At 73.1% G+C, this 14,078-nt stretch carries 12 protein-coding genes, 1 tRNA gene and 2 pseudogenes; 6 read left to right on the top strand and 9 right to left on the bottom strand.

The annotated features are described in order from the left end of the window. Positions 1-33: 33 nt before the first annotated feature. Complete coding sequence (locus ACRWND_RS05890) at positions 34-648, bottom strand: hypothetical protein (RefSeq protein ID WP_431946625.1); 615 nt, start codon at positions 646-648, stop codon at positions 34-36. Positions 649-695: 47 nt separating this feature from the next. Here ACRWND_RS05890 and ACRWND_RS05885 point away from each other — a divergent pair, with 47 nt between their 5' ends. Further along, a complete protein-coding gene (locus ACRWND_RS05885; protein WP_431946624.1) occupies positions 696-884 on the top strand; it encodes a DUF5703 family protein in 189 nt (62 codons plus the stop codon). 65 nt (positions 885-949) lie between these two features. On the opposite strand, the gene ACRWND_RS05880 is transcribed toward ACRWND_RS05885, so the two are convergent. The 3 genes from ACRWND_RS05880 to ACRWND_RS05870 form a co-directional block, all read right to left on the bottom strand. Beyond that, complete coding sequence (locus ACRWND_RS05880; RefSeq protein WP_431946623.1) at positions 950-1,876, bottom strand: chaplin; 927 nt, start codon at positions 1,874-1,876, stop codon at positions 950-952. 189 nt (positions 1,877-2,065) lie between these two features. Next, positions 2,066-2,299 carry a chaplin gene (locus tag ACRWND_RS05875; protein WP_431946622.1) on the bottom strand — a complete coding sequence of 78 codons (234 nt, stop codon included), beginning with the start codon at positions 2,297-2,299 and terminating at the stop codon, positions 2,066-2,068. 141 nt (positions 2,300-2,440) lie between these two features. Continuing rightward, the gene (locus ACRWND_RS05870) at positions 2,441-3,769 is read right to left on the bottom strand and encodes a M20/M25/M40 family metallo-hydrolase (protein WP_431946620.1); all 1,329 of its coding nucleotides are present in this window, start codon (positions 3,767-3,769) and stop codon (positions 2,441-2,443) included. A gap of 173 nt (positions 3,770-3,942) precedes the next feature. Here ACRWND_RS05870 and ACRWND_RS05865 point away from each other — a divergent pair. Next, a tRNA-Leu gene (locus ACRWND_RS05865) sits at positions 3,943-4,030 on the top strand. A 204-nt stretch (positions 4,031-4,234) separates the two neighbouring features. Further along, on the top strand, positions 4,235-4,597 hold the full coding sequence (locus tag ACRWND_RS05860; protein ID WP_431946618.1) for a hypothetical protein: 363 nt from the start codon (positions 4,235-4,237) through the stop codon (positions 4,595-4,597). A gap of 475 nt (positions 4,598-5,072) precedes the next feature. Here the strand turns inward: ACRWND_RS05860 and ACRWND_RS05855 are convergent, their stop codons facing one another. After that, positions 5,073-6,497, bottom strand: a complete 1,425-nt coding sequence (locus ACRWND_RS05855) for a chloride channel protein (RefSeq protein WP_431946616.1) — start codon at positions 6,495-6,497, stop codon at positions 5,073-5,075. Between the two features lie 96 nt (positions 6,498-6,593). On the opposite strand from ACRWND_RS05855, the gene fahA reads away from it, so the two are divergent. Both fahA and ACRWND_RS05845 read left to right on the top strand, forming a co-directional pair. After that, complete coding sequence (gene fahA, locus ACRWND_RS05850) at positions 6,594-7,847, top strand: fumarylacetoacetase (RefSeq protein ID WP_431946614.1); 1,254 nt, start codon at positions 6,594-6,596, stop codon at positions 7,845-7,847. A 332-nt stretch (positions 7,848-8,179) separates the two neighbouring features. Next, positions 8,180-8,744 (top strand): annotated as a pseudogene (locus ACRWND_RS05845) (aspartate aminotransferase family protein); the annotation flags it as partial. 259 nt (positions 8,745-9,003) lie between these two features. On the opposite strand, the gene ACRWND_RS05840 reads toward ACRWND_RS05845, so the two are convergent. After that, positions 9,004-10,764: an acyclic terpene utilization AtuA family protein gene (locus tag ACRWND_RS05840; RefSeq protein ID WP_431946612.1), complete on the bottom strand. Its 1,761-nt coding sequence runs from the start codon at positions 10,762-10,764 to the stop codon at positions 9,004-9,006. A 136-nt stretch (positions 10,765-10,900) separates the two neighbouring features. Then, positions 10,901-12,262, bottom strand: a complete 1,362-nt coding sequence (locus tag ACRWND_RS05835; RefSeq protein WP_431946610.1) for an NAD(P)/FAD-dependent oxidoreductase — start codon at positions 12,260-12,262, stop codon at positions 10,901-10,903. 293 nt (positions 12,263-12,555) lie between these two features. On the opposite strand from ACRWND_RS05835, the gene ACRWND_RS05830 reads away from it, so the two are divergent. Further along, positions 12,556-13,092: an NUDIX hydrolase gene (locus ACRWND_RS05830; RefSeq protein ID WP_431946608.1), complete on the top strand. Its 537-nt coding sequence runs from the start codon at positions 12,556-12,558 to the stop codon at positions 13,090-13,092. On the opposite strand, the pseudogene ACRWND_RS05825 reads toward ACRWND_RS05830, so the two are convergent. Both ACRWND_RS05825 and ACRWND_RS05820 read right to left on the bottom strand, forming a co-directional pair. Continuing rightward, positions 13,040-13,813, bottom strand: a pseudogene (locus ACRWND_RS05825) (DUF817 domain-containing protein); the annotation flags it as partial. The gene ACRWND_RS05830 and the pseudogene ACRWND_RS05825 overlap by 53 nt on opposite strands. Positions 13,814-13,865: 52 nt before the next feature. After that, a complete protein-coding gene (locus ACRWND_RS05820) occupies positions 13,866-14,042 on the bottom strand; it encodes a hypothetical protein (protein ID WP_431946606.1) in 177 nt (58 codons plus the stop codon). Positions 14,043-14,078: the final 36 nt, after the last annotated feature.

Below are 14,078 nucleotides of genomic sequence, written 5' to 3'. Positions count from 1 at the left end.
CGGGCCTCGCCGCGGAGCCGCCCCGGCGCCGGCTCAGGCCAGTCGGTCGAGTGCGTCCGCGTCGGCCTCGTCGTCGTAGACCGCGCTGACGTCGAAGCGGCAGAGCAGATGCCGCGGGTCCACCTGGTCGAAGGGCGCGGAGAGCCATTCGCCCGGCTCCGCGGGCCCCGCCGCGGTGACCCAGAGCGTGGAGTCTCCCTCCTCCAGGCCGAACTCGCTGTGGCGCTCGGCGATCTCGTCGGGCTCGTACTCCCCGAAGAGGACACCCACCGCCGCGCCGACGTCCCCACCGTCGGCCGCGGCGGACTCGGAGAGCCGTTCCGCCTGCCGGCGCAGCCGCTCGGGGTCGGCCACGGTGTAGTCCCGGCGGATCAGCACACTGATCGCGTCCGGTTCCGCGGGCCCGGAGTAGTCCGGCAGGGTGTCCCCGAGCGGCACCTCGAAGGGTGTGACCTCGTCATAGGTGTCGTAGAGCAGCTCGTCGTAGGCCTCGGCGGCCGAGGCGAGCGCCTCGAAGGCCCGGTGGACCGCGGGATCGTCCTCCCCGGTGCGGTTCTCGACCGCGGCCAGATGGCGGTCCAGCGCGGCTTTCACCGCCTCGACGGCGGCTCGTACCTCGGCGACGGCGGGCTGCGCGGCATCAGACATGCAGAAGACGCTATCCGTATGGAGGCGTTCCCCGCACAATGGATGCGATGCCCGAATACGAATTCAGAGATGTGTACGTGCCACGTGAGGTCTCCCGCAAGGAGGCTCATCGCCTGCTGACCGACCACGCCGAGTACGGTCACTGGGAGCTCGACCGGCTCCGCCTCTACCCGGACGGCAGCCGAAGGGTGCGGCTCCGCCGCCGGATCATCCGGCAGATACGCGCCACCTGGTGAGGCGTCCCGGACATGGAACGGGGCCCCGCGAAACGCGGGGCCCCGAAAGGGTGAGACCGTGACGCTCAGTTCTTGACCGTGCGGGCACGGCGGTAGAGCAGCGCACCACCCAGCAGCAGACCGGCGCTGGTCAGCAGTCCTGTCGCCACGTCGCCGGCACCGGTGCGGGCCAGGGACGGACCGCCGTGGCCCATAGCCTGCTTGCCGCCACCGCCACCGCCGCCGCCACCGCCGCCACCGCCGCCGGCGCCACCACCGCCGCCACCACCGCCGCCGTGCTCCTTGCCCGGCTTGTTGCGGTCGCCGTGCTTGTCAGGACCGTGGTGCTGGCCCTTGCCGCCCTGCTCGTGGTAGTGGCCACCGGTGTTGGCGCAGGTGTTGCCCAGCGCCGGGTTCAGCACGCCCGGGATGTTGACCGTGTTGCCGCAGACGTTGACCGGGATGTTGACCGGCGCCTGGATCACGTTCCCGGACAGGACGCCCGGGGAACCGACCGCCGCGCCGCGGGCCGAGGCGCCGCTGCCGTGCCCGTGGCCGCCGGCACCGAGGGTGCGGTTCTGTCCGTAGCCCTTGGCACCGCCGTAGCTCTTGGCACCCTGGCCGTAGCTCTTGCCGCCGTAGCCACCCTTGCCGTAGCCGCCGTCCTTGTCGCGGTAGCTTCCGGCGGCCTTGGCGCCGTAGCCGCCACCGGCCTTCTTGCCGTAGCTCTTGGCGCCCTTGCCGTAGCCCTGGACCCCGCCGTGGTCGACGGAGCCGTTGACACAGACGTTGCCCGCCGCCGCGTTGAGCAGCCCGACGACGTTGACGGTGTTGCCGCAGACGTTGACCGGAATGTTCACCGGCGCCTGAATGGTGTTGCCGGACAGAACGCCCGGGGATCCGGCGGCGACCCCGGACGCGGTGGAGTCCGCGTAGGCCATACCGCCGGTGACGGCGAGCACGCCGCCTGTCGCGACTGCCGTGAGCAGCCCCTTTTTCGCGACTTGTCGCATTGAATGTCCCTGCCTCTTGCTTTTCCGATATGGAAACCGACGGACAGTCGCCCGCCGGGGGAATGAATGACCCCCCGGGGCCGGATAACCGGTGTCCCACCCCTAGCCGGTGCAGCGGCCCCGAAAGGCGGAAATCGCTCATCCGGGGCCGCCGGGATCAGGCCTGCAGCAGTGCGGCCCGCGGCGACGTCAGTCGTTGACGCAGACGTTGCCCAGGGCCGGGTTCAGCACACCCGGGATGTTGACGGTGTTGCCGCACAGGTTGACGGGGATGTTGACAGGCACCTGGATCACATTGCCGGAGAGGACCCCCGGGGAACCGACAGCGGCGGCCTGGGCGCCGGAGTCGGCGACGGCCACGCCGGCACCCGCAGCCACGAGCCCTCCGGTGACAGCGGCAGCAGCGACGACCTTCTTGATCATTTTTCCTCCTTGTTGGCAAAACGGCCCCAACCTCGGACCGCACACGAACCAACGACGAGAGGGAAGGCGCGCTACTGCCACCAGGATTCATTCACTCTTTTCGGCTAAGTGGCAAGAAATGTCGATGATGCGAACGTCGTTTCAGCAGTTGGCGAGAAAACGGTCGAGAACACGCACGCCGAACTTCAGTCCGTCGACCGGCACGCGCTCGTCCACGCCGTGGAACATGCCCGCGAAGTCGAGCTCCGGCGGCAGCTGCAGCGGGGCGAACCCGAAGCAGCGGATGCCGAGGTCGTCAAAGGACTTGGCGTCTGTACCGCCGGACAGGCAGTACGGCACCGCACGGGCGATCGGGTCCTCCGCCTTCAGCGCCGCCTGCATGGCCTCGACCAGGGCGCCGTCGAAGCTGGTCTCCAGCGCCTTGTCGGAGTGCAGGTCCTCGCGCTTGACGCGGGGACCGAGGATCCGGTCGACGTCGGCCAGGAACTCCTCCTCGTACCCGGGCAGGAAGCGCCCGTCCACGTGGGCGGTGGCCTGACCGGGGATGACGTTCACCTTGTAACCCGCGCCAAGCATGGTGGGGGCCGCCGTGTTGCGCAGGGTCGCCCCGATGATCTTCGCGATGCCGCCCAGCTTGGCCAGCGTGGCGTCCATGTCCTCCGGATCGAGCTCGGTGCCCAGGGCGTCGCCCAGCTCGTCCAGGAAACCCCGCACCGACTTGGTCACCCGCACCGGGAACTGATGCCTGCCGAGCCGTCCGACCGCCTCGCACAGCTCCGTGATGGCGTTGTCGGTGTTGGTCATCGAGCCGTGGCCGGCCGTGCCGTCCACGGTCAGGCGCATCCAGTGCATGCCCTTCTGGGCTGTCTCGATCAGGTACAGCCGGATGTCCTCGTTGACGGTGAAGGAGAAGCCGCCGACCTCTCCGATGGCCTCGGTCACGCCCTCGAAGAGGCCGGGGTGCCGGTCGACCAGGTGCCGTGCCCCGTAGACGCCGCCCGCCTCCTCGTCGGCCAGGAAGGCCAGCACGATGTCGCGGGGCGGACGGCGGCCGCTGCGCAGCATGTCGCGCACGACGGCCAGGGTCATCGCGTCCATGTCCTTCATGTCGACGGCGCCGCGGCCCCAGACGCACCCGTCGGCGATCTCACCGGAGAAGGGGTGGTGGGTCCAGTCGTCCGCGTTCGCGGGGACGACGTCGGTGTGGCCGTGGATCAGCAGGGCCGGACGGGAGGGGTCCTCGCCCGCGATGCGGGCGACGGTGGAGGCGCGCCCCTTGTGCGACTCGAAGATCTGCGGCTCCAGGCCGACCTCGGCCAGCTTCTCCGCCACGTACTCGGCAGCCGCCCGCTCACCCGGTCCCGAGTGGTCGCCGTAGTTGCTCGTGTCGATCCGGATCAGGTCCCGGCAGAGGTCGACGACCTCGTCCTCTCCGGTGATCGCGGGGACGGCCGGGTTCGACTCACTCACGTTGTCTCCTTCGTTCGTCGGTCCCGGCCATCCTCCCTCGCGTCCGCCGCGACCCGCGAGGGGCCCGGGGCGACAGTCACGCGTGGGCCGCTGGGAGCCTGCGATCGGGGACCTCCGGATGTTTGCTATTGTTTTCCACGTCGCCAGGCCGAAAGCCGGGTGGCGAACACCTTGTCCGGGTGGCGGAATGGCAGACGCGCTAGCTTGAGGTGCTAGTGCCCTTTATCGGGCGTGGGGGTTCAAGTCCCCCCTCGGACACCACGCAGACGCCTGTGGGCGGCACGACGGGAGACCGGCGGTGCCGCCCACAGGCGTCTTCGGCGCCCTCGGCGTCTTCATGGCGGGGCCCGCCCGTGCGCCGGTGACGGGCCGTTCAGCCGACTGGTCGCCTCCGGCATGACAGCGCCGGTGCGCCCGGGCAGCGTTGCCTTCGCACCGCTCTCCGCACAGACGAGGACGCTCACCATGGCAGATCTGGCAGATCTCCGGCGGCACGGCATCCGCGCCGGCGCCCTGTTCCTTCTGCTCGGCGCCGCGGGCTGCTCGGGCCTGACCCCCAAAGCGGTCGGCTCACTGGTGTACACCACCCCCGACGACAAGGTGGTGCAGATCGACAGCCCCTCGGTGGACGGCTGCCACCACCTGCCGCCCACGGGTGCGAAGACCGTCACGAACAACACGCTCAACGACGTGATCCTGCACACCGGCCCAGGCTGCAAGAACCTGGAGGGCACGGAGAGCTACTACCTGGCGACGAACACCAGCAACCCGGGCATGCCGGACGCGGAGCCCTGGATGAGCTTCACCGTCGTCGGCGGCAACGCCTGACCGGAGGCCGTCGCGGCCCGGCCGGGAGGCGAGGGTTGCACGCGCTCCTCCGCCAAGCGCCCCCGCTGGCCGGCCCGTCGCCGCGAGCGGTTGTCCGGCCCGTCCGGGATACGCACCAGGTCCTCCTGGCGGGCGCCGCGCGGCGCGCCGCTGTCGCCGGTGGAGCGGATCCGGACGTCCGGGCCGCACCGGACACGAACAGGGAAGAGCGACGGTCGGCCGGGCGGGAGACACCCGTAGCGGCCGCAGCCCCGCCGCCGGGCCCTCCCGGCCGGTCACGGCGGGCGCCCCCACCCACCCCGTGGGCGGCATCGGATGCCGTCCACCCGCCGGGGGGCCGGGCCCCGCTCGCTCCGCCGGCCCGCACGGCTCAGGGTGTGAGGCCGGCGGTTCGGGGCGAGGCCGCTGCGGGGGCGTTCCTTCGTCGCCCGTCGCGGTGGATCGCTGCGGCGGGCGCGCCACCCCGACGCGTCCGTCATGGCCGCGAGGACACCGGCCGCGGCGCCCGGCCCGGTGCCGAGGGCGGTCCCCCACCCGGCGGCGGCAGGGGCGGGATGTCCGGTCCCGGGGGCAGCAGTTCGACCACCACGAAGGCCACGACCACCGCGAGCACCACGACCGGAACAGAATCGGCGTTGCCGAGCAGGAGCACCACGAGCACCACGCTGCTGACCGGCAGGCGCATCGCGGCGGCGGCGGCCGCGGCCATACCCGCCGCCATCGCCGGCACCACCCCGAAGCCCGGCAGCGGCGCAGCCAGGAGACCTGCGGCGCCGCCCAGGAAGAGCGAGGGGAAGACCGGGCCGCCGCGCAGGCTGCCCAGGCACAGCGCGTATCCGGCGCCCTTGCACAGCAGCACCGCGCCCAGGGCGCCGGCCGGCCATGCCTGCGGATCGGCGGCCATACGTGCCAGCGCCGCCTGTCCGGAGGAGGCGACGTCCTCCGGCGTACGGCCCGTGGTCAGCGCGTACACGGCGGCGCAGGCGCCGGCGGCCAGCGCGCAGAGCACGGTGCGCGGCAGCGGCCGACCGGAGACGAACCCCGCGACGGCCCTGCCGCCGCTGACGATCAGGTGCACGACCGCCCCGACGGCCAGGGCGAGCAGCACGCCCCACACCACGTCGCCCGTGTCGAGCGTGGACGGGCGGGGCAGGCCGATGTCGAGCCGGGCCGTCTGCAGTCCCGTCCAGCGCCCGAAGCCGGTGAACACGATGTCGCCCACGCCGCTGGCGAGCAGGGCGGGCAGCATCACGGCGAACAGCCGCGGCCCGCCGACACCGGCCACCTCCATCAGAAGGACGGCGGCCACCACCGGGTTGCCGAAGATGGTGGCGATCGCCGCGGCGGAACCGGCCGCGCCCAGCAGCGCGTTGCTCCCCGGGGCGGCCGGCCTGCGGACCAGGGCGCGGAAGAGCAGCGCGACGCCCCCGCCGAACGCGATCAGCGGGGCCTCGGGGCCGAGCACCGCGCCCAGCGGCAGGCTCGCCAGCGCGGCGAAAACCACACCGGGCAGCGCCGCGGGGGACTGCCCTTCGGGGTGCAGACCGCCCGCCGGGATGTGGCCGCCGCGACCCGGCAGGCGGGTGGCGACCAGGCCCACGGCCGCTCCGGCGAGGGTGAGCAGCGGCAGCGGCCACCACCACGCGGGCGCCGCCCAGCCGAACCGCTCGGGCAGCACCTGCCACAGCAGCCGCTCCAGTTCGTGCAGCGCGACGAGGAACCAGAAGGCCAGCAAGGACACCGGAACACCGATCAGCGCGGAGAGCACGAGTGTCCTGCGGTACTCGGGCCGGCGCAGCAGTTCGCGCAGCTGGTCGGCCTCCTGAGGCTGGTTGCCGGGTTGGCTGATCGCAGTCCTCCACGGGCGCGAAGGGGCGGAACGGGCGATGTCCGGCGACATTACCGACGCGGGGCCGCACAGCGGCGCAGGCCGCGCTGGACGTTAGGGTGAGCCGACCGCGCGAGGAAGCGCGGCCCCGACGTATCTGGAGGTGCCATGGCCGCCCCCACCTGGGTCGCCGTGCCGGACGACTCCCCCTTCGGCGTCCGCAATCTGCCCTACGGGGTCTTCACCACCGCGGACCGTCCCCGGGAACGCCGGATCGGCGTCGCGATCGGAGACCATGTGCTCGACGCGGGCGCCGCCGCTCGCGCCGCCGGAGCGGGCACGGCCGGTCCGGAGGCCGGGCTGCTGACCGCGCCGACGCTCAACCCGCTGCTGGCGGCGGGCCGTTCGGCCTGGACCGCGGTGCGGTCGCTGATCACCGCCTGGCTGACCGACGAGGCGCACCGGTCGGCCGTCGAGCCGCACCTGCTGCCGCGCGACGCGGTCACGCTCCATCTCGCCTTCGACGTCGCGGACTACGTGGACTTCTACGCCTCGGAGCACCACGCCACGAACGTCGGACGGATCTTCCGCCCGGACGGGGAGCCGCTGCCGCCCAACTGGAAGCACCTGCCGATCGGTTACCACGGCCGCAGCGGCACGGTCGTCGTGTCGGGGACGCCGGTGGTGCGGCCCAACGGGCAGCGCAGGGGCGCCGGCCTGTCCGCCCCGTCCTTCGGGCCGTGCGAGCGGCTGGACTTCGAGGCCGAGCTCGGTTTCGTCGTCGGCGGTCCGACGGTGCAGGGTGTGCCGGTGCCTCTGGCGGAAGCCGAGGAGCACGTCTTCGGGGTCTGCCTGCTCAACGACTGGTCCGCCCGGGACATCCAGGCCTGGGAGACGGTGCCGCTCGGCCCGTTCCTCGGGAAGTCCTTCGCGACCTCCGTCTCCCCGTGGATCGTCCCCCTCGACGCGCTGTCGGCGGCACGCGTCGATCCGCCGGCGCACGACGTGGGAATCCTGCCCTACCTGGACGACCGGGGGACGGGGAGCGCGCCGCGCGGGCTGGACATCGCCGTGGAGGTCCGGCTGAGGGGCGAGGTCGTCTCCCGTCCGCCGTTCTCCACCATGTACTGGACGTACGCCCAGATGCTCACCCACATGACGGTGAACGGCGCCTCGCTGCGGGCGGGCGATCTCTTCGGTTCGGGCACCGTCAGCGGCCCGCGGCGCGAGCAGCGGGGCGCGCTGATCGAGCTGACGTGGAACGGCGAGGAGCCGCTCGTGTTGGCGGACGGGACGAAGCGGACGTTCCTGGAGGACGGCGACGAGCTCGCCATCTCGGCGACCGCCCCGGGCCCGGACGGCACCCGCATCGGCTTCGGCGAGGTCACGGGCCGGGTGGTGCCGGCGCCCGCGCTTGGGTGAATCGCCCGTCCACAGGGCTGTTCGAGCGCCGGGCGGGTGTGGTCTCCTCCGACGCGCGGCGTCCGGGCACGGCACGCCGCGCCGCCGCGTACGCGGGTGGGGTGGACGCGGGTCACGCGTACGCGGGTTGACGCGCGGGCACCTGGACGCGTGGCGACGTCCGCCCCGCTTCTGACGGCCCGGACGCCGCGGGGGAGCCATGTCGGAGACGCTGCCCTCCTCACCAGCCGAGGACGCCGGCCGTGCGTCCGATCCGCCTCCGCCCCGGCAGGTCCGGATCGGCTACGGCCTGGGATCGCTGGTCACCGGCGCCTTCGGCACGGTGCCCGGCCCGGCACATCGGCGAGGACGGCAACCGGGCGCTCGCCGAGCGCACCGCCGTGGCCGCCGACCGGCTGCTGCAGGGACTGCCTGCCGTCGCGGGGGTTCGGTGCTGGGCGATCAGCAGGCCGGGCTCGTCGCGTTCACGCTGCTGGGCGCCGACGGCGCGCCCGACCTGAGCCTGCGGCTCCACCTCGCCGGCGAGATGCGCGAACGCGGCTGGTACCTGCAGCCGCAACTGTCCTCCGGCGGGCTGCCGCCCAGTCCGCACCTGGCCCTGACCCCTGCGGCGGCCGGGCTGGTGGACGCGCTCCTCGCCGATCTGACGCCGCACCGAAGGCGGCGCGCGCCCTCGTACCGGTGGCGGTGGACCCGGGGATCGCCGAGGTCTCGGCCGGGCCGGACCCGGACGCTCTGGGCCCGCCGGAGGTGGCGGCGGTGCCGGCCTTCGCGGGCCTGGGCGCCGGCGCCCTGCCGCGGCCGACGGCGCCGGTGCTCGCGCTGCTCGACGCGCTGCCCGTGCCGCTCAAGGAGCGGCTGCTGACGGAATTCGTCGGGGCGGTCTTCCGCGTCTGACGGACAGGCGCAGTGGGGCGGCGGCGTCCTGGGCTTCGGCAGACCGGCGGGCCGGGCGGCACCGACGGGTGCGTCGGGCCCCCGTGCCGCGGGCGCCATGCGGCACGGACTCTGCGGCCGCGGCGAGGCGTTCGCCGACCAAGCCGGCGGCGCGGTCCAGCACGGTTCACGGGCCGCGCGGCGGCGGCGTGCCCGGGAGGCGCGCCTTCGCGGCACGTGTCGTGGGGGCCCCGCCGGTGGCGGTGCCCTGCGCGTGCGCTCACTCCGCGCGGCGCTGCCCTGGGACGAGCCCGACCGGAACGTCCGCCTCCAGCCCCCGCAGGTACTCGCCGAGTCCCTTCGCCTGCGGGTCGGGTCGGGTGGAGGCGGCGACGCCGTCGCCGAGCAGGCCGTGGAGGACGAAGTTCAGTGCGCGCAGATTGGGCAACTCATGACGCGTGACGGCGAGTTCCGCCGCCTCCGGCAGCAGCGTCCGCAACCGTGGGACGTCGAGCCAGTCGCGCAGCCAGGTGTAGGCGGCGTCGTCGCGGGTCCACAGGCCGACGTTGGCGTCGCCGCCCTTGTCGCCGGAGCGGGCGCCGACGAGCAGGCCCAGCGGGGCGCGCACGGTGGTGCCCCCGGTCGGCCGGGCGGGCGGTGCCGGGGGCTGCGCCGGGACGCGTGCCGCCGACGCGGCGGGCGGGCACGGCACCGGGATGCGGGTGCCGTCCTGGAGCACGACCTCGGGGCGGACGAGGCCGGCGGGGACGAGGGCCGGCCAGTGGACTCCGTACTCGGTGGCCCTGGCGGAGAAACGCTCCATGTGCAGCCCGGGCGCGGTGGACAGGCCGGTGCCGACGACGGCGCCGAACAGGGCGCGGCCGACTTTGTCCCGGTCGGGGTCCTTGACGGTGAGGGTGAGCCGCGCCCCGTTCGCGGTGGGCTCGGTGCGCAGGTCGTACGTCTCGAAGCGGGACGGCCCGCCGGTCGCGTCGAGCAGGGACGCCTCGGCGAAGCGGACCTTGGCCTCGATGTCGGGGCCGGTGAGCACGAAGGCGGCCGTATTGCGGTAGCCGCCGTGGTGGTTGAGGCACACCTTGAGGGTGTCCGGGGCGGCTTCGCCGCGTGCGCCGCTGACCAGCACCCGGTCGGGGCCTTCCTGCCGCAGCGTCACGGTGTCGAAGCGGGCGACGACGTCGGGGTTGAGGTAGGCCGGGCGGTCGATCTCGTACAGCAGTTGGGCGGTGACGGTGTCGACGGTGACCGCTCCCGCGGTGCCCTCGTGCTTGGTGATGACGCTGCAGCCGTCGGGCCGCAGTTCGGCGATGGGGAAGCCGGGGCGCACGGGGCGTTCGATCTCGGTGAAGAAGGAGTAGTTGCCGCCGGTGGCCTGGGCCCCGCACTCGATGATGTGCCCGGCGGTGACGGCGCCGGCGAGCCGGTCCCAGTCGTCGGTGGCCCAGTCGAAGGCCCAGGCGGCGGGGCCGACGACGAGGGAGGCGTCGGTGACGCGGCCGCAGATGACGACGTCGGCCCCGGCGCGCAGGGCCTCGGCGATGCCCCAGCCGCCGAGGTAGGCGTTGGCGGTGAGCGGGCGCACGCCCGCGTCGGCGAGCGGGAGGCCGGTGGACAGGTGGGCGAACGGGTGGCCCGCGCGCTGGATTTCGGGCAGCTGGTCGAGCAGGTCGTCGCCCTCCAGATGGGCGACCACGGGGTGCAGCCCGGCCGCCGCGGCCAGTTCGCGGAGCTTGCGGGCCAGCCCCGCGGGGTTGAGCCCGCCGGCGTTCACGACGATCTTGATGCCGCGGTCCAGGCAGGTGGCGAGGACGTCTCGCATCTGGGCGAGGAAGGAGGTGGCGTAGCCGGCCTCGGGGTCGCGCTGCCGGGCCTTCCAGAGCAGCAGCATCGTCAACTCGGCGAGGTAGTCGCCGGTCAGTACGTCGATCGGGCCGCCCTCGACCATCTCGCGGGCGGCAGACAGGCGGTCGCCGTAGAAGCCGGAGCAGTTGGCGATGCGCAGGGTCTCACGTCGCTGGGTCATGTCCCTCGCCGTCAGCGGTGTCGGTGTTCAGATGTATTCAGTTCAGATGTATTCAGAGGCGTTCAGAGATATTCAGATGTGTTCAGACCTGTTCGCATGCGGGATGGCGCGGTGTGGTGGGACAGCTGGTGCGAGCTCACGCGGCCGTCGCGCGCAGCGACTCGACGTGGCGGCGGATCTCCTCGGGCTTGAGGTAGATGTCGGTGACCTCGAAGTCCTTCAGCGCGGCCGGCCTGCGGGCCTGGAAACCGGTGCGGACGAAGTCGTCGCCGGCGACGGCGTTGAGGAACCAGCCCGCGGTGGCGCGGAAGCGCGCCGGGAAGGTGCGCAGCGCGCCCAGGTGGTAGCCGCGCGCGACCACCTGCGCGGGCAGGCCGCTGAGCGGGATGCCGAGCGGCTTGGAGACCGCCTCGATCCCCCCGAGGTCCACCACGAGCCCGAGGTCGCGGTGCCGGTAGGGCCGCATCGGACGGCCGCGCAGCGCGGCGACGACGTTCTCGGCGACGGCCTTGCCCTGCCGCATGGCGTGCTGCGCGGTGGGCGGGCAGATCGCGTCCCCGCCCACCGCGAGGTCGGGGACCGCGGCGGCGTCGCCGAGTCCGAAGACGCCATCGGCGCCAGGGACGCGCATCTCGGCGTCGGCGACGAGCCGGCCCTTGGCGATCTCGGTGCCGAGGGTGGTCACCAGCGGGCTGGACACGACGCCGGCGGTCCAGATCAGGGTGCGGCAGGGCAGTTTGCGGCCGTCGGTGAACGTGACGGTGTCGGGGGTGACCTCGGCGACGGATACGCCCAGCGAGACCTCCACGCCGCGTTCGCGGACGATCTGCAGAGCCTTCAGGCCGAGCTTCTCGCCGAGTTCCGGCATCAGGCGGGGCGCGATGTCGATCAGGTGCCACTTGATGAGCGCCGGGTCGAGGCGCGGATAGCGCTTCGCCGCCGCTGTCGTGAGCCGCTGGAGCACGGCGGCGGTCTCCGTGCCCGCGTAGCCGCCTCCGACCACCACGAACTGCAGCCGCGACTCCCACTCGGCCTGGTCGGTGGTGGCGGACGCCAGGTCCAGTTGCGCGATGACATGGTCGCGGATGTACGCCGCCTCCGCGAGGGTCTTCATCCCCCGCCCGTACTCGCTCAGGCCCGGGATGTCGAAGGTACGGGTCACGCTGCCGGGGGCCAGTACCAGGTAGTCGTACGGCTCCACGATCTCCTCGTCGGTGATCTTCTTGATCACGACGGCCTTGGCGGCCGGGTCCACCCCGATCGCCCGGCCGGGTATGACGGTCGTGCGGTGCAGCATCCGGCGCAGCGGGACCGCGACCGCCTGCGGGGTGAGCACCCCGGCGGCCACATGCGGCAGCAGGGGCAGGTAGAGCTGATGGCTCCAGGGCGTGACCAGTCGGATCTCGCCCTCGTCGTGACTCAGCCGCCGCTCGAGCCGGTGCGCGCACTCCATGCCCGCGAAGCCGCCGCCGACGACCAGGATCCTGGGTCGCTTCATCACTCGCCTCCCGTAGGACCGTCGGGGCCCGATTCCCTACCCGCGGCGTGTGCGGATACGCCTTCAACGACGCTCGCACACGCCTCGTCGCGGCGCGAACGGAACGGCGGCGTGCGGGGTCGGACACTGCCGCGGACGGCGCGACGGACGTGCGGGGCCGGGGCCGCGACCGCGGAGGACTTGGCCGGACCGTGCCGTGGGCCGATCATGGAACGCCTGGAGGACGCCATGGGGGCTCCGCGGAGCCGTACCCGCGACGGCCTTGTGCGCATGTGCGAAGGGAGAGCAGGCACGTGGAGGACGCCGCGCGCTCGGCGGACGAGCTGCTGGACATCGTGGACGAGCGGGACCGGGTGGTCGGCCGCGCGACGCGTGGCGAGGCCACCGCGCGCCGCCTGCGGCACCGCTGCGTCTTCGTGCTGGCGAGGGACGCCGAGGGCCGGGTGTTCGTGCACCGCCGCACCGCGGACAAGCTGGTCTTCCCCTCCCTCCACGACATGTTCGTCGGCGGTGTGGTGGGCGCGGGCGAGGAGTACGACGACGCGGCGCTGCGTGAGGCGGAGGAGGAGCTGGGGGTCTCGGGACTGCCGCTGCCGACGCCGCTGTTCAGCTTCCTGTACGAGGGGACGGGGGCGGCGGCGGGTCACACCTGGTGGTCCCGGGTGTACGAGGTGCGCTGCGACCTGCCGGTCGCGCCGCAGGCAGAAGAGGTCGCCTGGCACGACTTCGTGACGGAGGAGGAACTGGAGCGCCTCCTGCCGGAGCGGGACTGGGTGCCCGACGGCCTGGAGGCGTGGGAGCGGCTGCGCGCGTGGCGACGACGAAGGTGACGCTTATCAGCAGCGCCCAGGCGCCGAACTTGGCGAGCGAGACCGGCACCCACCCGTGCTCCTGGCCGGGGTAGCGCCAGGCGCCGACGTAGGTGGCGGCGTTCTCCGCGACCCAGAGGAAGAAGCCGATGAGGACGAAGGCGAGCGCGAGCGGCATCCGAAGGCGCACCCCGTCGACCGTGTAGTGCACCCAGGTGCCGGCGGTGGCCCACAGCAGCAGGACGGCCAGCAGCCACCGCGCGTCGGGCAGCCAGTGGTGCGTGAAGAAGTTGAGGTACACCGCCGCGGCCAGGATCGTCATGGCCCGGCGGCGGTAACCGGTCAGGCCCAGTGCGAACAGCCGCCAGGCGGCGCACACATAGCTGCCGACGGCGGCGTAGAGGAAGCCCCCGTACAGCGGGACGCCGCCGAACTTGGTGAGCGCGGGTTCGGGGTAGCTCCAGGAGCCCAGGCGCACCTTGACGAGTTCGAAGAGCAGCCCGACGGCGTGGCACACCGCGATGACGGCGACGTCCCGGCCGCGCTCCCAGCCGAGGGCCCAGAACAGCGCGCTGAGCGCCACGCAGTAGCACAGCAGCAGGTCGTAGCGGGCGACGGGCAGCGGGGGCAGCAGCCGCGAGCCGGCCACGCCCGCCATCAGCGCGACGGCGAAGGCGCAGCAGCGTGCCTCCGTCCAGCCGAACAGCGCGAGTCTCCGGATGACGGTGACGATCGGTCCCATGGGGAGGGGGACACCGCCGGGTGCCGCCCCGGTTCCGGGCGGTGCGGCGCGATCAGTCCAGGGAGCGCAGGGCGGTGTCGACGGCGTCCTCGACGAAGGCCCGGCCGAGGCCGGCCCGGCCGACGACGCGCAAGCCTTGGATGAAGGTGGTGAGGAAGCGGGCGAGCTCCACCGGCTGCTTGTCGGCGGACAGCTCCCCCCTCGCCTCCTCCTGCGGCGCGAATAACATTTCTGGATCGATTGATACAGGTTGCGCGCCTGCCTG

The organism is Actinacidiphila sp. bgisy167 (assembly GCF_965342175.1).
In the GTDB taxonomy this organism is placed as follows: domain Bacteria; phylum Actinomycetota; class Actinomycetes; order Streptomycetales; family Streptomycetaceae; genus Actinacidiphila.
This window is presented reverse-complemented; position numbering and strand designations above follow the sequence as displayed.